The 25,937-nt window shown below is 35.9% G+C and carries 23 protein-coding genes and 4 pseudogenes; all 27 read right to left on the reverse strand.

Annotation, left to right across the window (positions count from 1 at the left end; genetic code table 11):
- Window position 1: 1 nt before the first annotated feature.
- The gene (locus tag RBL01_RS13315) at window positions 2-196 is read right to left on the reverse strand and encodes a hypothetical protein (RefSeq protein ID WP_002295639.1); all 195 of its coding nucleotides are present in this window, start codon (window positions 194-196) and stop codon (window positions 2-4) included.
- Window positions 197-335: 139 nt separating this feature from the next.
- Window positions 336-671 carry a hypothetical protein gene (locus RBL01_RS13320; protein WP_002295640.1) on the reverse strand — a complete coding sequence of 112 codons (336 nt, stop codon included), beginning with the start codon at window positions 669-671 and terminating at the stop codon, window positions 336-338.
- Between the two features lie 11 nt (window positions 672-682).
- Window positions 683-2,116: a MobP2 family relaxase gene (gene mobP2, locus RBL01_RS13325; protein ID WP_307780975.1), complete on the reverse strand. Its 1,434-nt coding sequence runs from the start codon at window positions 2,114-2,116 to the stop codon at window positions 683-685.
- Window positions 2,117-2,135: 19 nt separating this feature from the next.
- Complete coding sequence (locus tag RBL01_RS13330) at window positions 2,136-2,558, reverse strand: hypothetical protein (protein WP_002299248.1); 423 nt, start codon at window positions 2,556-2,558, stop codon at window positions 2,136-2,138.
- Window position 2,559: 1 nt separating this feature from the next.
- A pseudogene (locus RBL01_RS13335) lies at window positions 2,560-2,855 on the reverse strand (hypothetical protein).
- A 232-nt stretch (window positions 2,856-3,087) separates the two neighbouring features.
- A complete protein-coding gene (locus tag RBL01_RS13340) occupies window positions 3,088-3,357 on the reverse strand; it encodes a hypothetical protein (RefSeq protein ID WP_002331351.1) in 270 nt (89 codons plus the stop codon).
- Between the two features lie 43 nt (window positions 3,358-3,400).
- Window positions 3,401-4,336 (reverse strand): hypothetical protein, encoded by a 936-nt coding sequence (locus RBL01_RS13345; RefSeq protein WP_307781012.1) that lies wholly within the window; start codon window positions 4,334-4,336, stop codon window positions 3,401-3,403.
- A 157-nt stretch (window positions 4,337-4,493) separates the two neighbouring features.
- A complete protein-coding gene (locus tag RBL01_RS13350) occupies window positions 4,494-4,724 on the reverse strand; it encodes a hypothetical protein (protein WP_002297493.1) in 231 nt (76 codons plus the stop codon).
- Between the two features lie 22 nt (window positions 4,725-4,746).
- On the reverse strand, window positions 4,747-5,553 hold the full coding sequence (locus RBL01_RS13355; RefSeq protein ID WP_080489884.1) for a hypothetical protein: 807 nt from the start codon (window positions 5,551-5,553) through the stop codon (window positions 4,747-4,749).
- 10 nt (window positions 5,554-5,563) lie between these two features.
- On the reverse strand, window positions 5,564-6,214 hold the full coding sequence (locus RBL01_RS13360; RefSeq protein WP_038809275.1) for a hypothetical protein: 651 nt from the start codon (window positions 6,212-6,214) through the stop codon (window positions 5,564-5,566).
- Window positions 6,215-6,229: 15 nt separating this feature from the next.
- On the reverse strand, window positions 6,230-7,435 hold the full coding sequence (locus tag RBL01_RS13365) for a glucosaminidase domain-containing protein (RefSeq protein WP_058138864.1): 1,206 nt from the start codon (window positions 7,433-7,435) through the stop codon (window positions 6,230-6,232).
- The gene (locus RBL01_RS13370; protein WP_058138866.1) at window positions 7,435-9,459 is read right to left on the reverse strand and encodes a VirB4 family type IV secretion system protein; all 2,025 of its coding nucleotides are present in this window, start codon (window positions 9,457-9,459) and stop codon (window positions 7,435-7,437) included. The genes RBL01_RS13365 and RBL01_RS13370 overlap by 1 nt, the downstream gene beginning before the upstream one ends.
- Window positions 9,460-9,621: 162 nt before the next feature.
- Window positions 9,622-10,215 (reverse strand): hypothetical protein, encoded by a 594-nt coding sequence (locus RBL01_RS13375; RefSeq protein ID WP_002318309.1) that lies wholly within the window; start codon window positions 10,213-10,215, stop codon window positions 9,622-9,624.
- On the reverse strand, window positions 10,216-10,548 hold the full coding sequence (locus RBL01_RS13380; RefSeq protein ID WP_002295656.1) for a hypothetical protein: 333 nt from the start codon (window positions 10,546-10,548) through the stop codon (window positions 10,216-10,218). It lies immediately after the preceding gene.
- A 51-nt stretch (window positions 10,549-10,599) separates the two neighbouring features.
- On the reverse strand, window positions 10,600-12,966 hold the full coding sequence (locus RBL01_RS13385) for a pLS20_p028 family conjugation system transmembrane protein (protein ID WP_307781011.1): 2,367 nt from the start codon (window positions 12,964-12,966) through the stop codon (window positions 10,600-10,602).
- Window positions 12,963-15,572 carry a VirD4-like conjugal transfer protein, CD1115 family gene (locus RBL01_RS13390; RefSeq protein ID WP_002331344.1) on the reverse strand — a complete coding sequence of 870 codons (2,610 nt, stop codon included), beginning with the start codon at window positions 15,570-15,572 and terminating at the stop codon, window positions 12,963-12,965. The genes RBL01_RS13385 and RBL01_RS13390 overlap by 4 nt, the downstream gene beginning before the upstream one ends.
- Window positions 15,572-17,290, reverse strand: a pseudogene (locus RBL01_RS13395) (hypothetical protein); the annotation flags it as partial. The pseudogene RBL01_RS13395 and the gene RBL01_RS13390, both read right to left, overlap by 1 nt.
- A gap of 42 nt (window positions 17,291-17,332) precedes the next feature.
- Window positions 17,333-18,458 (reverse strand): annotated as a pseudogene (locus RBL01_RS13400) (IS3 family transposase).
- A gap of 79 nt (window positions 18,459-18,537) precedes the next feature.
- Window positions 18,538-18,909 (reverse strand): annotated as a pseudogene (locus RBL01_RS13405) (hypothetical protein); the annotation flags it as partial.
- 69 nt (window positions 18,910-18,978) lie between these two features.
- Entirely contained in the window at window positions 18,979-19,281 is a 303-nt protein-coding gene (locus RBL01_RS13410; RefSeq protein ID WP_002295662.1) for a hypothetical protein, read from the reverse strand.
- Window positions 19,282-19,298: 17 nt separating this feature from the next.
- Window positions 19,299-19,541: a DUF5415 family protein gene (locus tag RBL01_RS13415; protein WP_002305229.1), complete on the reverse strand. Its 243-nt coding sequence runs from the start codon at window positions 19,539-19,541 to the stop codon at window positions 19,299-19,301.
- Window positions 19,538-20,002 (reverse strand): hypothetical protein, encoded by a 465-nt coding sequence (locus RBL01_RS13420; protein ID WP_038809270.1) that lies wholly within the window; start codon window positions 20,000-20,002, stop codon window positions 19,538-19,540. The genes RBL01_RS13415 and RBL01_RS13420 overlap by 4 nt, the downstream gene beginning before the upstream one ends.
- Window positions 20,003-20,028: 26 nt before the next feature.
- The gene (locus RBL01_RS13425) at window positions 20,029-22,119 is read right to left on the reverse strand and encodes an isopeptide-forming domain-containing fimbrial protein (RefSeq protein WP_005878749.1); all 2,091 of its coding nucleotides are present in this window, start codon (window positions 22,117-22,119) and stop codon (window positions 20,029-20,031) included.
- Window positions 22,116-22,376: a hypothetical protein gene (locus RBL01_RS13430; RefSeq protein ID WP_002314405.1), complete on the reverse strand. Its 261-nt coding sequence runs from the start codon at window positions 22,374-22,376 to the stop codon at window positions 22,116-22,118. The genes RBL01_RS13425 and RBL01_RS13430 overlap by 4 nt, the downstream gene beginning before the upstream one ends.
- Window positions 22,377-22,388: 12 nt before the next feature.
- Window positions 22,389-23,144: a pilin N-terminal domain-containing protein gene (locus RBL01_RS13435; protein ID WP_038809269.1), complete on the reverse strand. Its 756-nt coding sequence runs from the start codon at window positions 23,142-23,144 to the stop codon at window positions 22,389-22,391.
- A 15-nt stretch (window positions 23,145-23,159) separates the two neighbouring features.
- A complete protein-coding gene (locus RBL01_RS13440) occupies window positions 23,160-23,912 on the reverse strand; it encodes a class C sortase (RefSeq protein ID WP_038809267.1) in 753 nt (250 codons plus the stop codon).
- Between the two features lie 14 nt (window positions 23,913-23,926).
- Window positions 23,927-25,903: a pilin N-terminal domain-containing protein gene (locus tag RBL01_RS13445; RefSeq protein WP_307781030.1), complete on the reverse strand. Its 1,977-nt coding sequence runs from the start codon at window positions 25,901-25,903 to the stop codon at window positions 23,927-23,929.
- Between the last annotated feature and the right edge of the window lie 34 nt (window positions 25,904-25,937).

The raw sequence follows: 25,937 nt of genomic DNA on the forward strand, positions 1-25,937 counted from the left end.
CCTAAACAAATGGATAATCTTCTGTCGCATCGACGAACGTCTTCGTAGTCAGATTTAACGTTAAAATATCGCCACTTTGATAAGCTTTTGCCGCTTTGTCTGTGACGACAAAAGATCTGCCTGTTTGAATTTCTGTCACAAAAACGAGATTGTCTCTGCTTTTTTCAACAACAACTCCAATAGTTGAATAAGCCATTTCTTCTTCCTCCTTTCTTTTGATATAATGTAGTCGGAAATCGCACCACTCAATAAATTGGCGGAAAACAATTCATTGAAAAAAAGAGTCCTGGACAATCACGTTCAGGACTCTTTTACTTCTTTTATTCACTTAACAACTAACACTCTGTGAGTGAAATGGACTCTTCAATGCTTTTACATGGAAAGTTATTGATTCCCTCTTCATTCATTTCCCAAGTAGTATAATAAGGTGCTAACTTGCCCTCATATTCTTGAATGATAAAATATTTTTCACCATTCACATGATTACAACAATACACACCAGTAGCTGGGTACTCAACGACTAAAAATTGATTTGGATCAAACTGTTCGTTTCTCAACATTTCTCTTATCTGGAACAAATGCTCTTTTTCCAAACAATCGGGAAGTTGTTCGATTCGTTCTTTTTTTAGTGATCCTTCTATGACTTTCCATTGATTCAAATATCGTTTCATTTCTCTTCCTCCTACTGTCTTTCTTGTTCCATTTGAATTCTTCGTTGTTGCTCTTCGTATACTTTACTTGCGTGGTATTTTTCTTCATGGGCATTAATCGTTCGATTTAATTGACGTAAACTCCGCTGCGTGACAACTCTTTGTTGGAATTGTTTCCTGCGCTTCATGAATTCTTCGTAACTATATTTGTATTCATTCGTTGGCAATTGTTTAAGCGTTCGAAAGGATCGTTCATTGTAAATAGATTGCATCTGATCAACACTTTCTATTAATGGTTTTATTTGACTATCCTGTCTCTTCAGCTCTGTTAGGATGGCATTTCCTGTGCGCTTTTTTAAATCAAAGAGAGCATTTTTCTCTGCATCCTTTGATTCTCTCTTGCTTTCCCCATAAAGACTTTCTGCTTCTTCTTTCAATGCTTTTGAAATCTGTATATATTCTTGATATTCAGGTTCTTTTGTTAACACATATTGGGTTAACTCGTCGAGTTTCTCTCTTGTGTATGGTGAAAGTTTAGTTCGATTTTCATCCCCATAATTCCATTCCGAACGTTTTTCAGGTAAGGTTCTATATACTTCATTTAATAAGTTCATTGCGTGTCGATCATAACGTACTGGCTCTTTTACCACTTTTGTTAAGCTGTTACGCAAATCACTTTTTCGTGTCAATAAATTTCGTTTCTCCATACCAATTATTCGATCCTTTTCATAAGAAAAACGTTCTAACTCATGTACATAATTGGTCTTCATTGCGTCTAATGTTGCTTGTCTTCTCTTACCTTTCGGTACGATATAACTCACACCATTTTCAACCTCAGTGTAAGGTTTACGCGTATTTTCTTTTTCAACAACTGCAAAATGAATATGGATATGTTTAGTATTGCGGTGAATCGTTGCCATCCAGTAGCCTGTTTCATTCAGTTGCTCTTTCTCGAATAATGTCTCCATCATTTTTCTTCCAGCTGCTTTTAACCCTTCTTCATCTAAAGTATCTGTTTTGGTATCGTACAATCCTATTTTTTCAAGATAAGAATTATCATGAGAGACAACATCTTGATAAATGATTGAGCCTTTTTGTTCACTTTGCGTAAGTTCTTTCTTTTGTTCTAACGCATAGTGACGGGTCATATAAGAAAGATATTTGGTAAAATCTTGTTCCTCTAACTTGTCAAAATTGATCCCATTCCCCATCAAAGATTGAGCTTCATTCGACGTTTCACTGAATTCTTTATCCGTCTTACTCTCCGAAAAAGTTTCTCCTTCAGGAATATAAAAATCCTCTAAAGCATTCTTGATTCGTTGCAGTTCCTGTTCTTCTTCAGGCGTACGTCGTTCCATTTCTTCCAGCGCTTTTTCTCTTGTCATATAATCAATGTATGTTGAAAAAGATTTTTTATTGGGCAAGGTAAATTGACAAGTAAGAATGACTGCAGGCGATTTATTCATCACGTTCCCCTTCTACTTTTTATCTTTTTAGAATCTTCGTTGGATCAAATGTATCTACTCTGGCATGAACAGATTCATTCACAGGTTTCTTCAACTGAGGGGAATATTTTTTGGTTTGATTAGATTTAATTTTTCCTTCCACACGTTCTTTTGCTTCTTGGTAAACTGTTGAATTTGTACCAATTAGTATTCCTGTATCTTTCAAATGAAGATCTGCAAACTCTGAAACCATTTCGGTTAAAATAGAAATTTCTTTACTCATTCCATTCAACTTTGCTTGATTGGAATTTACTTTTTTCTCCATTTCTGGATCATAATTCATACATAGAAACCGAACGGCTTCACTATAGTTTTTAACTTCTGCATGAGTAGAAATAATCTCATCCAACACATCGATATGTGTTTGGTGAAAGTAAATGTGTTTGTCTATAACCTTTGCCATATCAAAGTTCACTTCCTCTATTTTGCTCGATCAAGATTTCTAAAATACGATTGTTTTGGCTAACATATTCTTCTAATATCTTTGTGTTATAGCTTTGAATTTCTGAAAACTTTTCTAATAACTGATCAAACTTTTCTTTTTATATTCCATCAAAGGACGATCAAAATCATTTTCTATTAGTAATTTTAAATAATCGTTACGACTCCATTTATGACCCGTACGGTTACTTAGTTCGTCACATCTTCGATCAATTTCTCTTACGATTTTCTCATCCACATTTCTTATTCTTACTTCCATATTAATTCCTCCAATTTAAAAAGGATAGCGAAAAGGAGCCTATCCTTTTTGCTATCCTACTACCCTCCTTTTACTATCCTTCACTATCCTTTCACTATCCTATTTTTAAATATTTTGTTCCCACATTTATTTTTGAGAAACGTAATAGGCACAGCCTATTGGAACACTTTTTTTAAAAAGTGTTCCCACGTTTCCTTATGCTCTTTAAAAAATAAGGTGTTTAAATGGAATTTTATGTTTTAGATTCCTTGAATTGTTCCCATTCATCAATCAATTGGCTATAAGTAGCCATTAATTTTTCTTGCTCTTGTTGCTCTCGAATCGACAAAAAATCAGTTTGATCCATTAATTCTAAATATTCTGTTCGGTATTCAATGTTCACCATACCCGCTTTACTACATAGTAATTGATCCTGATTTTCTTTCACTTTGAATAAATGCTCCTTCTTTAAGATTTTTAATTCCGTGCCAACTATAAGCACAATTCTGTAAAGAAGAATCATTTTCAAAGGATTCTCCTTATTTATTCATCTTTCATAGGAAGTTCTAAATCACCACTTTTCCTAAAACATATGGTTTGTTTTGTTGAATATTACTCCCATCTAACCACAATTTCCCAATGCCATATCGTAGACTTGCTTCAACTTTATAAAAATTGTAGACCTCTTTTCTTCGGTCGATTGTTTTCGTCTCCTGTCCATCTTTTAAAGTAGATCTGATGCCCTTAACGGTTACTTCATGGATACTCGTGTGAACGATATCCGTATGGATCAACTCCTCATACTTTCCAAAATCAACGTAATACTCATAGCCGCTCAGCGTCGGAATCAGATCAATAACCATTTCTTTTTCGATTGATCTTTTAATGAGTTCTATAAATACACAACCAAACAAAGCGAGAATAAAGCTTACTTCAAACAAATACATATATCCATTTATAAATTGATCAATCGTCGTTAAGAAGTTCTTTATCCCCTCTACCGTTCTTCCAGATTGTTCGAACCGATCTGTTAGAGTCGTTAACATACTGCCTAAGATAAGTAAGTCCAATAAACTTTTGAAAAGTTTACTCATTGTTAAATTTTGCCTGACAAATTGGACGAGTAAGTAACTAAAAATAGAAAAGCACATGACACACATTATTGTCATTTCTGCCGTGAAAATATTTGACGCCGCGATCTGTTTTGGCTCACTTAACAAGTAATAGGCCATCCCATAGACCACCACCAAATAGCCGATTAAAGTAACCATAAGTGAAGCCATATAACTAAAAAGTTTTCCTATTGGCCATAATTGCAATGCCCAAAATTCCTTTCGTTTGCTATTTCTTTTCAGAGGAAGCCACGTATGTTCGATCCAGTCATTGGATTTTATTTCGATTTCTTCCTTAAATTCTTTCTTCTTTTCTTGCCAATGAGGGGGCATAATTTCGTTGAGCTGTATGCATAGGTAAAGTAACATAACACACGATAACGTACTCATTAACCCCTTAAGTAACAGATCTTCGTCAGAGAACAAAAGAAAAAGCGTTCCGACGATCACGGACACACTGACGAGAAACCCAACGATAAATAGGGCGATATAGCTAATCCATAAAAACTTTTGATACTTTTTTTCACATAGAACCCACCTTGATTTTTTATTTATTATCAGCTGTAAAATATTTTTTAGCAGCTATATATAGAGATTCAAAAGATCTCAATTTTAATGTGTCTAAATTCTTTCTACCATTCTTCAGTTCAGATATTGTCGTGTTAGATAAATTCACTTCTTGACATACATCTTTGACTTTTACAACTTTGAGATAGGCTTTAATCAATACTTTCTGCTCAGCGAAAATATCTTTGCCGACCAAGTTCGCTCGCTTCATTTCTTTCACTCCACCTGTTCTACTAAATATTTTCTTTTGTAATACGATCAATTTTTTCTTGAAGTTTTTGAATGATCTCTTCTTGATCTTTCATTTGCGTTTTCGATGTTTCAATTTCTTGCTGGTAACCATTAATCTTATTTTCAGTGTTTTCCTGATCATCTGCGACTTGATAAGGCAACTGATCTTTTAGTTTCTTCACTAATTCTTCATTCAAATCTATGGTTGCTTGGAAAGATTCAATTTGTTTTTGTGCTACTTTTTGTTCTTTCTTGTATCCTTTCACTTTGTAATTGATCGCATGTTGTTCATAATCTTTGTCTTTCACTTGATCTTTGACCTTATCTTCGTGAATATAAAAAATCAGATCTTGCGGTTCTTGCATATCCACCTTTGGATCGATTTTTTCAGGAATAATGGTTAATCGCATAGCAATATATTCTTCTGGTACATGCGATAGCTTCACTGCAAAATAATCATCAGAAACTTTGATCACTTCGGCTTTTATTGCTTGATAATCCCCTTTAGCTGTCTTTACTTCTACGCGATAATTAAGATTAGCCAGTTCTTTTAATAAGCTTTGATCTTCATCGTCGATCGCAAATTCAAAAACTAATTGCTGATTTGCTCCTTTTTCTTTTGAAACCATCGTCAGTTCCTTCGTGTTTAAGAATGCGTTCGTGCTTACCTCATCTGGTATGTCTACCTTCTTGTGCGTATAAATCGGACTAGCAAGAATTAAAAAGCCGAGAATCATAAAGATTACCAGCCATCTAAGATAACTTTTTCGTTTTTTGAAACGTTGTCTTGCTCCTTTTCTCTTACTCATTTTCTTCCTCCTAACGAGTGAAATAACTAAAGTCTGTGACTTTCCATTGACCATCTACTTGTTTTTCAGTGACAGTTAATCCACCTTTTATTTTTTGCGGTTTGACATCTTTGAATTGAGGATTGCCGATTGTATAATCAACAAATACGACAAAATTTTGTTCCTCTTTTACACTGCTTGTTTGAGCGTAAGTTTGCACGTCACCTAATGTAAAGGAGTAACTTCCGTAATCATCATGTTGGTGATCATCGTCTGCAGGACTTAATTTGTCAATCACTTCTTGGGTTGCTACATCTTTTAGTTTTTCCGTTAATTCATTTCTGCTTAATGATTTATCAATGGCCAATTTACCGAACTCTTCTGCCGTCTTACTTTGTGATTCAGTTACTTCTTCTTTTGCTTTTGTGCCATCTTGTTGCTTCAGCTGATCGATTTCTTGGTTTTTCTCATTAATAGTTTGATTTAACTTGTCGATCTTTGCCTGCGCTGAAGAGGAATTTTTTTTGAGCTTCTCAGAGGCGTTTTTAGCCACTTCTTCAATTTTATAGGTATTTGTATTTGTCGCTTGTTCCTCTTTCAGCTGCCAAAACAACGCGATATTGCCGATTAAACTAACGCTAATTGCAGCTGTTAAGACGATTTTTAAAGTTTTATTTTCCATATTTTTTCTCCTGATCTATTTTTTGCTGCTATTCAAAAATGGTAATGGATCGATCCATGTACCATCATCTGTGAATGCGTGTCCTTGTGCTTGACGCCAATCCATTCGAGTGAAGCCTAAATGCAAGTGTGCTGTATCTCGTATCCCGATTACTTGACCAACTTTCACTTGATCGCCTACTTTCACACGAGAATTTCCTGTACTATTCGCAAATTCTTGATACACCATATTCAATCCATCGTAATTGATCACGATCACACATGCGCCTAAACCTGAAATACCAGGATTTCCAACGTACACGACTTTTCCACCATGAACCGCATGAATCTCACTTCCTGGATGATCAACTGAACCAAAGTCTAATCCATCATGGAAGCCATTCGGACGGAATTCACCGCCTGGATTCGTTCCAAATAATTGACCACCGCTGAAGGAACTTTTATCTAAACTGCTGCCAGGGAATGGATTCGTCCATTCACCAGTAATTGTGCCATTATCATTACCACCTTCACCCCAATGTTTCATCGCGAATTCATCATATTCGGTTAATTTATTAGAAGTGATAATTGACATACAACCTGTATAATACGGACTATCTTCAGTAATTCCTGCAGCGGCATAACCACCTCGTCCTAAGATCAATAAGCTTGCGCCAGGGCTTTTATTTCCTACACATGCATTAAAATTTGATTGTGTGGCTACCATAAAGCCGTAATAGGAGAATGCAGCTTTTGAGTTGGGAAACTTCATATACCAGCCACCTTCAATGCCACCAATTCCTCGTGCAGTTCCTTTAGGAAACAGACAACCATCAAACCAAGTAATCCCAAAATAGTTGAGATCATTTCTTGCGGACGCCGATGTACCAAACGCTGATTCATAACCGTATTGCGAAAGGATCACACTTGGTAATAATTTATATTTCACTGCTGCACCTACAGCATATTGCGCAATCTCATCAGAAAAAGGGCCTCTTCCTTTGATTTCTTTATAAATGGGTAATCCTTCCGAATATTCTCCTGTAAAAGCGTCGCCACCACTACTTGAATCTGAATCCGAATTATCAATCGAACCCGCCGCAAGTATTAGAAAAAGGGTCACGAACACAGTAATCAAAATAGTAATCAAACCTGCAGAAGTACCAAACAACCACAAAAATAAGCGTCGCTTTGCACGACGCTTAACATACTGCTTGATTAAACTTTCATTTTGGTTTTCCATTATTTTCCTCCATCAAACAATTTTAATTGACGTTTGTTCGGACTAAAATGAACACGTATGGTTTCTTTTGAGCCAAAATTGATCACAGCGTCTCCTTGATTTTGTTGAGGAATGGATTCTAATTCTGAGTTTGTCATTGATTTACCAACTAATCCTTCTATATGACGTAAAATAGATTCATCCATACGCATAAAGATCTTCGTAGAAGAAAATTCAAAGACTTTCTTCAGTTTCGAGAAGTTATCAGAAGACATATTTTCTGGCACCATTTCTTGTGGGGATTGTGTCGCTAAAACAGTCATTGCTTCTACTTTACGCATTTCTCGTTGGAAGTTTGTGACATAATTTACCGTTTCAATGAAATCTGGATTAATCGCATTATGGCACTCATCAATCATCGCCAAGAAGCGTTTGAAATCTTGTTCTTCCATTTGTTTTTCTTTAATTAAACGTCGTTGTCTTCTTCCTTGAATCAATGCCTGATTCCAAATCAACGTCATCGCCATGTACATTTGACATTGTTGCACCCCACGATCCAATCCAGTGATTGAATCAATATCAAAAAAGACCAACTGTTGTTGGTCAAGGTGTCGAATTGTACTATGCCCATCAAAAATCATGCCATACGTCTCACATAAGGATTCTACGATGGATTCCATTTCTTCTTTTCGATTCTTTTTCTCTTGGGAAGCACCTGGTAATTCCAGTTGTCCTAAGAAGTCTAAAAATTCTTTGAATGTCGGATAAGCTTCTGGATCTTTCCCTGTGACTTGCGTATCAGTATTTGAACGCGAGTTTGAGGAAGTAAAGCCGCGTGGTACTGTTCCATACTCTTCATAAAAACGATTTAAATAGGTCTTAAATTCTGCTTTCATCGTTCCTTTTAGCTGAGGACTCACTAACTGTACCTGATAGACCACTTTGTCTAAGTGTGTTTGATAGGACGCTGCTTCATTGATCTTCAAATCTTTGACTGATCCATCGTCATATAAACTGGATGCTTCATCATACGTCCGTGTGGCAAATATTTCTAAAGGATTGATCATCCCGTCAGATCCGTCTAAGCGCACCATAATACCGTTATATTCCTTTAAGAAAGGAATAAAGTCTTTTCCCTTTTCAAAGCCCCAAATAAAGTCTCCTGCAGCTAAATGGGCTTCCGCGATCATTTTAAGAACGGTCGATTTACCAGCTCCCATCATTCCTAGAAGCAAGGTATTAGTAGACAACCGTACACTATTTTTATACGTCGCATTCCAGACAAATGGGCCGCCTGTCATGGTTTCCCCATATTGTGTACCTCCTGGATCTTTTAGCGTTTGGTGGTGGAACGGGAAACCTCCGCCAATGTTTAACGATGGTAGTGATTGCCCTTTGATATTTCCGAACCATTCAGCTTGTTCATCGAACATGGTAAACATCGATTGCCAATCTCGTTTGGTTTTATGCAGATAGGTCACCGCACGATAATCCATCCCTTTGAGATTTTCAATCAGTTCCTGCGCTCGTTCATCTACTTCTTGAATCGTGTTTCCGTAAACATGTACTCTCACTTTGACTTGTTTAGAAATTTCACCATTAGAAGTCAATTTTCGGGCATATTCCGCTAGTTCCAGGTATTCTTCTGCGCTTTTATTTCGGTCAGTCGCTTTTCGTTCGTTATCTGATCGATCATTTAATTCATCTAAGGCACGATTGATTTGATCAATCACTTTTTGCTTTTCATCTGTGCTAACATCGAGTGTGGCCACTGTATGAGGATTGTTCATGAGATTGGCCAACCAAAAAAGCGTTGGATTTTTTGTGTAGTGATAAACTGTCACACACCGTGAATAACCATTTCCATAGGTCACATACTCTTCATCGAAATTTAATCCACCTTGTGGCATCACTTGTTTTAAAAAATCTAAATCATACCCTTTGGATTTTGAAATTTCGATTTCCCGATTTCCTAGTTGCTTTAATGGATCAAGTACTTTTTGATCATTTTGTGGTGAAAAAGCTGTTTTAATCGCTTCTAACATGTACAGTCACCTCTTCTTGTTTGATTCTTTACTTGGTGAAAAGATTGCCCTTTTCCCAACTTACTCAGGCTTAAAGTGTGAGGAAATTTTCTAGTGGTCTCTTCCTTCGGAACATCTTTTTCTAACCATATCAACAGATATTTCATTCTCTCTTCTCCATTCCTACTCATCATTCATATTATTCATTCGATAAAGAATCTTGATCAATTCTTTTTTGTAGAGTGGTTTTAACCCTAAAATGCCACTAGATCGCATTAACTGACGGTTTCTGGTTTGTAAATCCTTGATTGTCTTTCCTTCAATGATGAAAAAGAAGCTTAAGTCAGGACGTTCTTGTTCTGCTCGTTTCAATTCCTGGATTTCCTCTACTAATTTCTTTTCATATTTTCTTAATCGCTGTAGATTTCTTCCTAAGGATTGTTCCATACGATTTTTATCTAATAACTGCCGCTTTTGCACGATTTGTTCCGTTAGATCCGTCTCTGTGGTCAAATTAACTAACTTAATTGTTGGCACATACGTACGCATGACGGTGGTCAACTGATTCATTCGTTCTAGTTTCTCTTGTTCATTTAATCCTTCCACGTCTGTAGAAACTACACGATAATAACGTTGAAAATGATCTTCTTTAGTAACTAAGACTCCCTCTTCTGTACAGGATTTATAAGGAAATAAATCCAAGATAGATCGTTCTTCTGGTTTTCCAAACTGAAAAATGGATTTCTTATCAACTGAATTTTGTCCTTTGACTCGCATTTATTCATCCTCCTTATACGTGCCATGATAATTTCGGTTAGGATCTAACGCATGATAGTGGTTCTTATCCGTAAAGAAAATAGATTCGATAATCGCAAAAATCTGGCGTTGACCAGGGTTATTATAGGGGCGCCAAACAATCACTAAAGCTATCGCAATCCATAAGCCATAATTCAAGAGTGCAAAAAAGAGTGGTAAGTGGACAAGATTATTGACTATTTTCGCCCAAAAAAAGCAACCACCAAGCGTTAATAGATCTAAAAAGAAAAATGCGAAAAACTTCCATTCCCCACTAAATCTTGGAGGATTTTTCATGTTAATATATTTATCCATAAATGATTTCCCCTTTTCATACATAGAAAAAAGGCCTAACTCGTAGGCCTTTTATGATTTGATATCCTTCAATAATTGTTCTTTCAATTCATTGTTCCTGTTTTTAGTTTCTCTTGTTACATTTATTTTTGTTGGTGCAGTAAATGCCACATTTGCTGGTTTGTAACCTGTGTGAACTTTTTGAATAGGTTCTGGTGCAGCTTCTCTTGTCACAACATTTTGAACGGACGCATTCCCTGTCTCACCACTTTCAGATAAATTGTAAGAAACAGTTGTCAGATTTCCATTTTCAGGCAAACGACTTGGTTTCATTTGAACAGTACCTGCAGTTGATTGGTGAACAAAGCTTTGATCATTCTCCTTGAATTGATTCAAACGACTATCTTTCATTGGTAAATTTTGTGTCTTAGGCAAACCAATTTTCGTTGATTTTTCAGTTCCAACTTCGATTCCATTATCATTTGGCAGATCGATGGAATCCTCATCCGTTTGTACTTCTTGATTTCGTTTTGGTAAATCTGAAATGCGCTTTTCATTCTCAGAATTAATGTTAGATTTATAACGATATTGTTCTGGATCTGTTTTTGGTAATTGACCATTTTGTTCTTCTTCTGAATTTTCGTTAGAATGCAACCCATCTTGGTGATCTTTGGCTGAAGGAATCGCTGCACCTTCTTGATTTTCTTTTTCGGTTGTTGTATTAACTTTTACTGCTGCATTGACTTGTCCTTCACCATACGCACCTTTTAGTCCTTCTTTGACTTCTGAAGCTTTTTCTTTTTGTTTTTCTAGTGCTTCGGATGGATTCTTCACAGCTTCAGCCAATTCTTTAGCTCTCGTGCCGTCTAATTTCTCTTCTAAGGTGTCTTTGGCTTTTTCTGTAAGATCTTCAGCTGTTCCTTTTAACCCACGTTCATTGACGTAACCAAGACCTTCTGCGGCTTTAGAAACACCATTTTTCGCTTTCCCGAACATTTCGGAAACTGTTTTCTTACTATTAGGTACAGTTGTAGCTTTATCGTCTGATTGTTCTTCCCCGTTATCAGGGGTAACATCTTTTCGATTGCCAAATCCATTTTTACGAATATCATTTAAATTGCTTAAACCACTCTTACCAGCACTTGCAAGGTTTTTAGCCCCACTACCCACATTTTTCGCAATATTTCCTAAGGCAAACATGCTAAGAAGAGAATTGCTGCCGTTTTTCAGACTTGTATCAACACCGAAAATCTTCGTAACAGATTGAGATCCTTTGAATAGCGCAATGGTTAGTACAATTAAAGCGACAACATACAAAAATCCGTTGATCTTGCCTGCTGCGTGCAAATCACCGATACCTGACAGCATTAATGTATAGATTCGTAATTCTAAAATCGTAAACGCCAATAACAAGAAGGATTGAGAAATATCTTCTATAGCACTTTTCATCCGTTGTCCTGTCTCAAAGTCCGTTGACGCGGCAATTACTAAATAGAATTTTTTAAATACCAGCTCAATAATGCAAGTTACAATCGTAAACAAGATAAATAAATAGGCAACCGACAAAGAAGATTCACCAGCTAAAATAATCCCTGGACTACTAATGTATCGGCGATAGCCTGAAGTATACACATATTTTGCTAACCCCTCATCACTAATCTCTACAGGGATTTCTTTTCCATTATCATCCAGTTCCAGTCGGTATTGTAACGCTCTTAGCCGATCCTTTTGTATATCTGATAGACCACTCTTATCTTCATCCGCCATCTTAGCGGCTTCCTTAGGAATAATCACTGAATTAATATTTGCTGTCTTAAAGTTTTTCGCCGTGAGAGCATTTCTTTTATCTGTTGGTAGGGATTCTACTTTATTCGGATCAGTTTCTAGTAGCGTACTCACATCGATCACATTATTTTGAATAATTTGAAAAGCAGGTGATCCAGTTTTATCTGCTTTATTTGCTGCAGTCACGTCTCCGTAAAAGTTTTTACTAATATTTAGCCCTTCATCGATTAAAGAACTACCACCAAAAATCAAAATCATGGCCATAAATAGATTAACCAAGATATTTTTGATTTTTGGTGGATGTTTACTCATAAAAAATTTTAAGCCTAAATAAATTAATGTGACGACACAAAAAAGAGCCAATACCTTGCTAATCAAACTTTGAAACAGTTCATTAACACCAGCAGCGTTCAATAAGTCTTTTAAATCAAAGCTTTGATAAATTGTTTTTTCTAGTAAAGTATTGAGCTTATATAACCCTTTAATCAAACCCCATAAAAAAGTATTACAAATCCAACTGAATACATCTTGATACTGCAGATAATTACCATAATCTTGTAAGACTTTCGTTACGGTTTTGGGATCTGCATCCCCATCCCCAAATAAGCCTGACCACCAGTCGGCAATGCCGGAAAATATTCCTCCAATGATCATTCTTTCACCGCCTTTTCAGCTTCTAGCAAAAGTCGTTTCCTTATAACCTCTGTAATTTCTTCATTTTGATGCAATTTTTCAAGGTATTCTTGCAAACGATCTATTTGCTTCTCTTCATAAAATTGAATAAGTAACTTTTGTGCCGTTGAGTTGTCTAAAGATTGAACGATTTTAATAAAAATGTTTTCTTTAGCTTCCTCTTCTATTTGATCGTGCATATTGTGATAAAGTCGACGTGCATAGATATCAGGTAGAAAATAATCGTAATCAATTTGTAAAGCCTTAAGATCCAAGTCCGCATGTGTACAATGTATGTCTATATCATTGATATCCCACGATGGATTGAAATCTTCAATATATTGATAAGCATAAGGAAGATTCGTTTCCCCATGATTAAAAATAGGATACGGCCGTATTTTATGACCCTTCAAATCTTGTCGTTTTAAAGGAGCGAGTACAATCGTTTCACCTTCTAAAAAAGTAGAAATTCTTTCAGGAGTTAAGATACGATCTGAATCAACATTGCGATTGATATGAGTATTCATACCTAATGAATTGGTGGTACTGTTCTCTTGTTCAACCGTCTTATTCCCCACTTTTTTGGAAAATTCTTCGATGGTATTATCGTCTGTCGACATAATATAAATATGTGTCTGACAATTTTCTTTGATAATCGCTGCGTTTTGTTCCCCATACTTCGCATAAAGTTGCTGATAGGATTGAATAAACAGATCCCACAACATGTTTCTACCAGCTGTGACTGTCATGATTCCTTCCATATTATCCATTGGTGGCATATTCCCAAATTCATCTAAAATAAAATGAATCCTACGGTGACATTTATCTCCTTTAGTCTTAACACATTGCGTAGATAATTCTTTATACAACTGACTAAGAAAAATACTAACAATGATATGGTTAGATGGATCATAATCAGGTGTGAGCATAAAAATAGCCATTGGTTTATCGGTATAGTGCATCCGAATAGACTCTACTAATAAGTTACTTTTATCCTCATCTAATGTTAGAACAGCTTCTTTTTCTAATTCTGGTAAATGGGTTTCTCCTCGTTTTTTTCGATAAACGATATTTCCCTCTTCGTCTTTCAATACTCTTTGAGAAAACTCATACCAAGCAACATATTCTTTTCCTTGATGATCGTATTTTAAGCAAACATGATCTCCCTGCTCTAAATGACAATCAAAGTTGATTTCACAAAAACCTCTATAACCTACTTTGACACGTTCCTCATGAAATTTTTTTCCTTGATGATAAAACTCTACAACAATTCGCTGATTTAACAGACTCTCGTGTAGTTTGAGATCCAAATACTTCGGAAAACCAATGGACTTATAATCAATGGTTGATTGAGAAGTCATTTTCGCAATTTTCGTTAGGGTAAATGGATTCAATCCTGTGATTGCCGTCGATAAAATATTCCCTTTTGCTTTATCAGAACCAATTTTTGTTGCCCCATATTGTTTTTTTGCTATGTTTCCAGGTGGTAACTGATTCATGAATTCATCTAAGGCATTGAGTTGTTTGTAATCATTCTCAGGATCTTGATAATTAAAACCGCCAATTTCAGAAAGAAGCTCAACAAGATTATTGGGTGTTAATTTGGAGTAATCCCCTGTTTGATCGGCTTGTTCTAACAACGCAAAAATAAGCGCATTTACAGCTTTCTGCGCATTTTCGTTAAAGTATTTGTTGTCTGAAGCATTGGCATCATAATAAATCGTATTCGTAAAAGTATTGGTTAACTGCGTTGCAGTATCTATGTCTCCTCGCTTCCAGTATTTCACGATGAGTGCCAATGGATTATCACTCATTGATTGCAGTGGATCGGTGATATTAAATGCATACACATCATACCCTCTAGCTTCTAGTTCATCTTTACTAGCAACATATAATTCTGTTTTTGGATCATTAACAACCATTGAACTTTGTCTTTCTGCACGAGACAAATTGTCAATGGTTGCTAAAACTTCTATCTGTCCTTTCCCTGAACGGGAAGTACCAACAATACAAGTATTTACTGTATCCGTCTGAATATACCAGTACTTTTTATAATGAGTAATTGGTATTCCGCCATAACCAGGAAAACCTCCCTTTGATTCTGGTATTTGCGGATAAATTTGTTGGATTTCCTTTAACGTTTTTAATCGGTTATCTCCTTTTTGCCCATCTGCTAGAGGACGAAACCACATGTCCATTTTCAATCCCATAAGTATAGCTGGAACAACACAAATCGTAGAAACAACTAAACGTGTGCCTAAACTTGTTGTTGGGGTCAAAGGATTCCAAAAACCAGTTGAATCAAAATGGAATAACTGCGGCATTTCTTGTAACTGAAAAATATTCACTCCTTGTAAACTTCCTGGAATAATCTCAAATCGATGAAATGCTTCTGGTATTCTTGTAACAACATAGTTTAAAGGAAGATAAGCTAATCCACTATAAAAAATCTTTTGAGAAATACGTTTGTCATGTTTTTCTGGTAGCTCTTCTCCTGAAGGAGTATAGCGATAGAAATGAGAAAGATACCTATTCTTTTCTAAATTGAATCGTTTGTCTTTTCGTCTCGTTGTTTCTCTAACACGCATTATTTCACCTCATTTGATTCTGAACTTTCGGAAGTGTTTGATTGTACAGTTGAATCGCTTGATCCTTCTTTAGCCTTACTAGGATCACTCTCTTTGCTATTTTCCATACTTGACTCTGTTGTTGACTGATTGGTACGATTCAATAATTCTTCCAATTGTTGTTCATACTCTTTTCTTGCTTGTTCTTGGGCTTGTTCTTGGGCTTGTTCTTGGGCTTCTTCCTTGATTGACGCCGTTGTGGCTACAGAATCAGCCTGTGAAGATTGATTGATATGATTAAAAGCAAATACTGTCCCTCCACCTAGAAGTAAGCTTAAACTTGCAATACATCCCACCATCCATCCGTTAAAGGAACGCTGTGGTGAAGGAGTTAGATTTGTTTGGTTGTTCATTGGGGTTTGAACAGCAGCTACTGAAGGCGTTGGTTGAGGTTGTGCTAGATAATTTAACTGAGCTTGTCGCAATGTATCCATTTGTTCTTGACGTTCCTTACGAGCAGCTGCTTCTTTTTCCTTTTCTTGGTTTAACCGTTGTTTTTCTATTGCCATTTGTTGTTCCGCAAGATCCTGTTCACGTTTTTTTAGTTCTAATTGTTCGCGCTCTTTTTCTTTTTGCCGTTGTTTTTCTTCTTGTTCTTTCAATTCTTGTTGTTGAATTTCATACTCTTTTTTCCATTTTGGAATTTGTACTTGTAATTCTTGCTGGACCTATTCGTGTTTTTCCATAAGAACTTCAGTCGTTGTTTGATATAGCTTATTCAGTTGTTCATTTAATTCTTTGCTAATCTTTAGCTTATCTGTACGCAAACCTCGGTAAAATTCTTCTTTTCGTTCTTTAATACGTTCTTTTAACAAGTTTTCTTTTTCTTTCGATAACGCTTCTTGATTCGTCTGAGTAAAATTATTGATCTTTGCTACACACAAGGAATACGCATTGTCGCGTTTCTTTTCGTATCGCTCTTTAATTTTTTGTACTTCTTCTTCAATCACTCGCTGTTCTTCTTTATTTAGTTCCTCTTTTGCTTTCTCCCAATTAGACGACTGTTCCGTCGCATACTCATTAATTTCTTGATCTGTTTCTTGTTGACGTTCTTCAAAGGTGGCTAATAAATCTTCTTGTGCAAGCTCATGCCAATTTGTTGATTGGACAGACTCTAACTGTTCTAAAAGTGTGCCTTTACCCTGTGAGATTAATTCTTCTTTACTCTCTAAAAATGCTTGATAGGTTTGGGGTAATTGATATTTCGAATAAAGCTCATTTAAAAATAATTTGTTTTTTTCTTTCATCCATTCATGCTCTGGCGGATATTGATCCAAAATATAATCAAATACAGTTGCCTTTTGTATCTCTATTTCGTTTTTTTCTACTTCTTCACTGATAAGTGGTTCAATATATTCCTGAGAATCCCCTTCAGTCCATGTTGACTCTTCATTAGCTTCAACTGGATCAACTTCTACTTCGGCCGTCTCTTCATCCTCCATTGTTTCTTCAAAGGGATCTACCTCCAATTGACCCATCACATCGTTCTCTTCCTCAAATATCGATTTCTGAGTCGGAATATCAGCTTGTTCGTCAACATAGACTGTCTCTTTTTCTTTTGACTCCTTCTTTGGAAATATTGGTCGTTCCCATGGTACTTCTTCATTTACTTCGACTTCACTCCCTTGATTCACTTTTCTTTGGTCGCTCTCTAACTCTTCTTCTAAAACTTGTAAAAGTGGATTTGAGTCAATATCTTGGACACATTTTAGTAGAGACGGTTAAGCCATTTTTTCTTTTGCTAATTCTTCAAATTCCTGTGGGGTTAGATAGTGAATCGAGCTATGGATTCGATTTCGGTTATAAAATCCTTCAATGTAGCTAAATAGCGCTCGATTTGCTTCTTCAAAATCTGAGTAGCTAGTCGTGTAGACTTCTTCTTTTTTCAATGAGGCATGGAAAGATTCGATTCCAGCATTATCATAAGGTGTTCCTTTTCTACTATAAGAATGCCTTATTTTGTTGGTTTTAAGCCATTGTTCCACTTCTCTTGCTGTGTATTGGCTGCCCAAGTCAGTGTGTAGAATCATTCCTTCTGGAATGTGATAATGTATTTTTGCTTTATTCAATGTTTGAATGACACAATCCACAGTCATTCGTTTTGAAAATGTATAACTAATAATTTTTTTCGTGTGTAAATCCATGATTGAAGATAAGTAACACCAACCATTTTTCTTAGTAGGAATGTACGTAATGTCAGCTGCCCATTTCTCACAGATCGTTTCAGTAGAAAAGTCCTGATTTAAGAGATTCTCTTTTGAAATGATCGGTTTATTAGACCTTTGAGGTCTATATTTTTTAACTACAATCGACCTTAAATTTAATTGTTTCATTAGCTTTTGGACATGTTTAAGAGATACTGAAATCCCTTCTTTTAATAAAACTTGATGGATCTTTGTGGCACCATAGCGTTGTTTATTCGTAAAAAAATTGTTGAAATCTTCTTTTTCAACTTATTATTTCTGATTTCTGTAGCTGTCAACGGTTTATTCTTATAAAAATAATAGACACTTCTAGGGATTTCTAATAACCGACACAACAAAGAAACAGTGTAATCCTTACACCATTTTTCAATAAATTGAACAAGCGAATTTAGGTTTTCCGAGAGAATATGGCTGCGGCTTTTTTTAAGATTTCAAGTTCCTCATTTAAACGAGCATTTTCTTTTCTCAGTTCAGCTACTTCTTTTCCAGTCAGTCCTGTGGACTGATCAGGTAAATATAAATTCTTCCATTTGTAAATCGTTGCTTCAGATAAGCCATATTCTTTCGCTAACCCTCGAACAGAACGTCCAGTTTGATTCAGTTCAACAATCATTTGTTTAAAATTTTCTTCATATCGGGTCATAAAAATTCATCCTCTCGTAGATAAGTTTAATTTATTCTTGTCTCTACGAAAAGCTGTCTAAGATTTGATACTAACACCAAAGTTTTTCGTTTCGATAAGACTCTTCCACACTCATAGTTTCATCCGTTTCTTTAAACACATCAAGGCGGATTAAATTCATCAATGTAGGATAGAAACCTTCTGAAATTTGATAATCCAGTGGGCCAAAAACGTATTCTGTACCAGCTTTCTCTATTTTTCCTTCTGTGTCATGTAACGTGAGAGTCAACTTAACAGAAGATCGACTTTCGTGTTCCAGTACTTTCCCTAACACATGTAGCTGTTCTTCCGTTTCAATGACAGAATATTTAATTGTTTTCGGTAAAAAAGAAGTACGCTTTCCTACTTCCTTCGTTGCTTTTTTTATTAACTCTTTATCTGTTTTGGTATTGCCTGCAATCGTAAAGTGCATGAGTATTCTCCTTTCATAAAAAAGGAGTAAAAAGTATCGACTACTTCTTACTCCTACTTTTTTACTTTCTTATAATCCTTGAGGTGTTTGTCCAAACAATCCAAATAACGAAACCACAATAGAAGCTGCTGCTAAAATAACTCCTACCCCCATCAATACATAGCCTACGTGCATCTTCCCATTTTCAGCTCCTCTTCGTCCAAATAGGAAGAAAAGACCCCCAATAACAATGGAAGCAACGGCCGCAGCAGCAGCAAAAATCATCAGATTGTTTTTTAAACTAGTTGCGGCAGTTTGTAATGCTCTAAAAATATCAACCGCAGCTACTACTTTCGGTTGTGTTAAAAAATTCATTGTAATTGATTCAAACATAAAATTGTTCGCTCCTTTTAGTGTTTAATAATTTCATCGAAAACAAGCTTTTCACGTTCACGTTGATAGATATATCCTTCTAAGTCCTTGTCTTTTCCCCGTAATAGGTCAAATTGTGCTTTTTCAAGGACTTCTTGTTTCCACTGTGTTTCAGATACACCGCGGCGTTCTAAGATTTTAGACGCGGCTTTTTCAAATGGCGTTTTAGCTTTTGCCACTGTGATTCCTCCTTCAGGACAAATAAAAAGACTAGCAATCACTCGCTAGTCTTTTGTAACTTATATTTATTGGATTGTGATCCATCGTGAATCAATTTCTCTTTCGTTCGCTTTTCATCCTTGCTAGATCCAAGAAAAATTATTTTTTTTACGCCATTCTTCTCATAGGGAACAACAATAAGTAAAGAATCAGATTTGTTTATAAATTCCCTAACACCAGCTGAATCTACTATTTTGTATCTTTCTAAACCTTTATAGTCTTTTTGCCTCTTGACTGTTATTTGTACAGGATCTGGATGCCATACACTCTCAGAGTATTCCCAGGTAGTCTCGTCTATAATTTTCAAATTATAAACAAGACCACCTACTTCTTCTTTCCACATAGTTCCTGATTTCAATACGCCATTATCTTGATTAGTTTGTTTATTTTTTTCATTACTACATCCGACTAAAATAACAATCATGGCAATCAAGGAAGTAACTACTATTATTAACTTTTTCATTTTATTCATTCTTTCGTTTTTTTATTTTAAATGTATCTCAGAACCGCATAACTAAAAGTTGCTAACACAAGTAATAGTAAGCTGACCGCTGAAATCGTTACTAAATGTGTAGAACCTGTTTTAGGAACAATGACCTGTGGCAAGTTAGGATCAACCCCAATTGTCACAACATTTGTTTTATTAGAAACATTATCTACTGCTACTACGGCTTGGTTATCAATATTTTTTTCTGATTGTAATGGAGTTTTAGCTGTAAATATCAGCTGAATTTCTCGTCCATCTAAAAGATTGTTACTTAAGAAGTCAGCGGAAGCTTCCCACTTCAGCGTTCTTGAATTGCTATCATAGGTTAGTGTGCCTTCAGAAGTAATATCTTTTCCTTTACTCTTATCTATTACTTGCGCAGAACCTTCTTTATATGTCAAACGAGCTTCAATTGGATCTTGAATACTAAATTGTTTGTAGTGATCTGACGCAGCGTCTACGCCTTTTGTGTGCCATTTTTGTGTGACTAGATATTGTACTTCAGATCCTGCGTTTAAAGGAGCTGTCGGCGTACCCTTCTTACCGTCATTTCGTCCGTTTACATCTTTTCCATTTTGTTGTACTTCTTTCACTGGAATTTTAGGGAAATAAACGGTAATGATATTTGTATCCTTTTCTACTTTATTAATGATCGACGTTCCCTGATTTTTGGCTACACTATTTTGATTGGCCAATTCATTGACTTTTACATTGATCACTAATTCGTAAGTTTCGCCGTTATACTTCATTCGATTTTTTAATGTATCAGCTTTCGCTGCATATTTTACCTGGTGTTTTGTTTTGTCATAGGTCACTTCACCAGATACATCGAATTTTTTATTTGTACCACTTTCAACGTGTGCATCGACGTAATTTACTTCTTTTGGTAAATTATCGATTAACTCAAATCGATCGTAAACCGCTAGTAAATCCACTCCTAATCGATTCACCTTCTGTTTGATTCGATATTGAATCGTGTCTCCTACTTGCAACATTTTATCGTTCACGTTATTTCCATTTTTATCAACCCCTGTTTTTTCAGGTTGATCAGGAACAACACTAAAGATTGTCGCAGAAGATAAAGTAAACCAGGTTTGAACATTAGAAGAACCAATCACAAACGTCGGATTTGCTTCAGATATTTTAAAGGACACAGTACCTTGACCAAACTTCGGATCTCCTAATTTATCATGCAAATTATTGAAATCATTATCCGCTTGTGTCAGCCTAGAGCTTCCTCCTGGGTGGCCACCTACCACGTTCAGATTGTTGTAGAAAGATTTAAATTCTGAAAGAACCGTATCTTTTCTGACATACCAATCTGTCTTATTCATTTTGTCATAGTGGGCATATTCTCCTTTAAGATCCGTGCTTTTTCCTCTTGCAGGGTTCAAAGAGTTAAAACTGATAAATGTATCTCCTGAAAATTGAACGGGGCTACCGTCCTCATATGTGGCTACTAGCTGCACATTCATTTGTGTTGAATGGTAAACAATTCCTGAGAAAAGATTGTCTGAGATCCAAAGTACTGTTCTTTTTTTAGATTTACTCATTGCACCATTCGTATTTTTATAGCCATCGTCTCGAAAATGAGTTTTTGTATAGTTGTTATCTAGTAGATTCCACGGCAACGTATCCGAGTATAAGTGAATATTAGATAGAACTAGCTTGATATTGACTTTTTTCCCGTTATACGTACCGATTTTTCCATAGTCAATATTGACTTTGGTGTTGGTTGTTACGCCTTCTAAAACAAGGTTTGTTTCACCGTATTCTTTTTGGAAAGAAGGATAGCGTATATTTTTGTTTCCCTCCACTAATCCTACGTAGTCGTCTGTAAAACCACCTTTGTTGGCATCAACATGATATTTGTAAACTTTTGACGCTCCGTTTACAGTAATATTTGTTTTTGCATTAGGAACATCTTTTGGAATAATAAAATTATTCTTTACGTTCTGGATTGGATTTGACGGATCGACAATAACTTTTTCAGCAAAGACATTGGCTGTTTTTAACCCAAACAATGTACCTAACATCATCATTATGGGAAAAACATATTTTAACCGTCTTGTCCACGAGTGTTTAAAATTCATCCCTTCATCCCCTCTTTTTTATAAATGACTAGTGAAATTCCGACAATAACGATCAAATTGATCGTAGTAAATAATGGATTCCTAATGAGCTTTTCCATAATATCTAGCGGCATGGAAGCAGCTGGTATGTTTAAAATCCTCATTAGGTATAGTTGGTAGCTTGGCAAAATAGATAGTTTAGAAAATAATAAACCGCAGTACAAAAAGACTGCGGTTAAACAAGAAAGATTGAATAATAATAATTTGATCAGTTTCATTTTATTTCTTCCTTAATCTCTAGAAAACAAGTGAGTAACAAAATACCAACAATTCTCAAAGAAGTTTTTCTTTACGCCAGTAGAAACGATTTTTTTTACTTCTTCTTTAGGTTGCGAAGCTTCTGATTTAGGATAGATCCACACATCCTTTAAGAATTCACCGTTTTTATCAGAAACAGGTGTTAATAGCAAAATATCCTCGCTATTAGAAATGTTTTCAGGACTTGATTCATTGACAATATAATAAGCTTGTTTCTGATTTGCCTGTACTTCTACCGAGAATTCAAAGACACCTGTTTGTTGATCAATTGTCTTTGTTTCTCCATTAGAAACTAGCTTCAATTGATCACTGGATAGTTTTTTCACTCGATCTTTTAATTGGGATTCAATTTGGTCAGTAGTGAGATCCTTAACATCCATCTTTTGTAAAATGTCCGATACATCATAAACAGAAAACTTCGCGCCATTTACTCCTTCTTGTTTTTCATGCCCCTGGTTGTCTAATTGTTCTGAAGAAATAATCTTTTGAACGTGAATGGTCTGTTTGACTATTTGATCGTCTTCAGCAATTTTAGGTTCTTCTGAAGAATCAACTGTTGACGAATCGACGGTTTCATCGCTGCTTTGAATCGTGCTGCTATCTGACGTTTGGATTGTTTGTTCTGTGCTATCCGTGCTTTCTTGTCTGTCTGCAAACGTCAACTGTGTGTAGGCAGTGAAAGAAAAAAGAGCGGCTGCACAAACAAATAGCCATTTTCTATTTCTCATGTTGGTTACCCTCCTTTATTTTTTCTTTTTATAAACAAATAGCGAACCAATGATCATGACTGAAAGAAAAACAGTACTTCCTAAAAGCCATGTCCAAGATAATTTTTGTTTCTTATTTTCTTCATCTTTTAATTCTGATTTTGTAAAGGTTACTCGCTTCCCATACACTAGAAAACGGTGTGTGTTGATCCCCTTAGGCGTACATGTCATTAGCGTTACTCGATCTTCATTGGGATTTGGTTCTAAGTAAGTGACAAAGTTTCTTTGTAGTTCGTCTTTTTGCACTTCCTCAATCCGATCGATTTGATAAGCGTGCTGCTCACCATCAACTTTGATATAAAACTTTTCTCCCTTTTTTACTGAAGGTAAATCATCAAAAAGATTATCTTTATAAAGTCCACTATGACCTGCGGTTAAAGGATTTTTACCGTTTCCTCCTGTAATATCACCAGTTCCTTCCGTAATACCTACACCATTTTCTAAAATTTTGTCGGACGTTCCGTCATAAATTGGTAGTTTTAAAGAAATACTTGGAATTGTAAGAATACCAACAGGATCGCCTAACTCAATCTTAGCAACATCCAAAGAAGAATCCGTTTCTGCTGCCGTTCCTGTTCGATCGATTGCGGCAATCTGCTGATTTTGTTGGTATTTCGCCACGCTCGCTTCAGCAGGCATCAAAAGTAAGACACCTACAGCTGAAAGTAACCAGAAAGCAATGATCCATTTACCCATGATTCGCTTTTTCTTAGGCTTCCTGATAATCATTGGTTTTGATCCTTCTAGGCTTTCTTCTTAAAGTAAACAACTGCAGAAAGTGCCCCTGCTCCTAGCAACAAGCAAGAGATTAATACATACGTTTGAAAACCGTTGCTACCGGTCATTGGTACGGAAGCTTTTTGATTGTTTTTGATCGTGATTCGGTTTTCTTCTTTGTATGAATCTTTGCCTACTTTGAAAGAGATCTCTTTCGTTAATTTTTGATAGTTTTCAGGCGCTTTTGTTTCTTCCAGTGAATATTCACCTTCAGTTAAACCAGTGATTTCAAAGTGACCTTCTTTATCTGATTTTAGGATCGCTGCATTTGCTACATCGTCTACCCATACTGCTTCTTTGACACCGTCTTTATCCGTATCAACTAATCCACCATAATATTTTCCTTCTGCGTTTTTAGCAGCAAATTCTGCGCCTTCAAGCGGTGTTGCTTTGATTCCTGTTCCAAATAGTCCGCTATCGACTTTTAAGAATTTTGCACCATAAGTCACAACGTCAGCTTTCGTTTTTTCGTGGTGTTCTTTTTGATTAAATGGATTGTTGTTATAAACGAAATCCACGCTATTTGTTAATGGATTGGCAACAGCTGCGCTGTCGTTTACATACATGTTATAAGTCATTTGAAGATCTTGTCCGTGTAAACTTGCTACAGTATCACTTACTTGGCCATTATTCACGATAAAATCGATCACAAAGCCATTTTCTGAATTTTGGATTTTATAATCTGTATTTTCTTTTAATACCACAGATCCATCTTTATTTGTTACTTTGATATTTGCTTTAGCAGCGACATAAGAAAGTCCTTGTCCTGCTGTATCCCCCCATTTAAATACACTGTAAGGAGAAGTTTCGCTTTTCACTCCGTTTACTGTGATACCGTCTGCTCCGCCTGCAATGTCTGTTGGGATATGAATCGTTCCTTGATAATTTACTGCGTCACCAATTTGGAAAGAATGTTCTTGTCCTGTTCCATTTGTTACTGTTTTATCGATCACTGGTGCTTTATAGTTTACGTATGAAGCTTTTAAGTCACTTGTCACGCCATCATTCGTAATTTCAAAGGTTAATTTATTGTGCGCATCGTTGCGAGCGTCTGCGCCTAATAAATATTGATCTGCTGTTGGTTCTTTATCTGATCCCACTACAACTTCTGAAGGAACTTCCACAAAATAGTATTTTCCTAACGTCAAATCAGTAGCAGTCAGCTTTCCTTGATCATCCGATACAAGATCTCCTAATTTTGTTCCTTTTCCAGGTTCGCCCTTGTATAACTCAAATTTTGCCCCTTTTAAAGGTGTTTGTTTGCTTTGAGCTTTGCCATCGTCACCAAATTTCGTTAATTCAAAACTCAACTTAGAAACAATATTTTTAGGATATAAGTGAATGTCTTTTAAAAAACCTGAACCTGTATTATCAGTCATTGGCGCAATCACAACCATTGGTTTTGCTTTTTGTGTGACTAATCCAGCAGCGGATTTACTTTCATAAACCACATATACATTCCCTTTGGAATTGACATAGGCTGGTTGATCAGCAAAAGTGATCTCACCATTTTCATCTACAGCTGAAGTAATTTTATTGGTTGCATTCTTGACGTACTCACTGTTAGATCCCTTGTCTTCTACATCTTTAACGATTTCGTCCACTTTCGCGTTGGTTAGATCAGAATCTTCAGTCAGTAATACTTGATCCGTAATATTTCCTAACGTAAACTCAACATCACCATAATCTGCCTTGTTGTATTTCGTTACACCTGTAGGATATTGATCGTGCGTATAACCATCGTTTTTGATCCCGTCAATATCAACATTCAATTGCGTTCCTTGATCGTACATTAATTTATGAACCGTGATATTGACCTTCTCTGGTGGCGTTTTTTGTGTGACATCTTCTGCATATGCTTGATACCCCTGAAAGCAGCTTGCAATGATTCCTAACATTCCAACAAGCATTCCAGCTTTTTTTACATACCGATTTATTGCCATTTTTTTATCTCCTCATTTCATATTTCAACGACTC

The organism is Enterococcus sp. SB12 (genome assembly GCF_030910025.2).
GTDB lineage: Bacteria > Bacillota > Bacilli > Lactobacillales > Enterococcaceae > Enterococcus_B > Enterococcus_B faecium.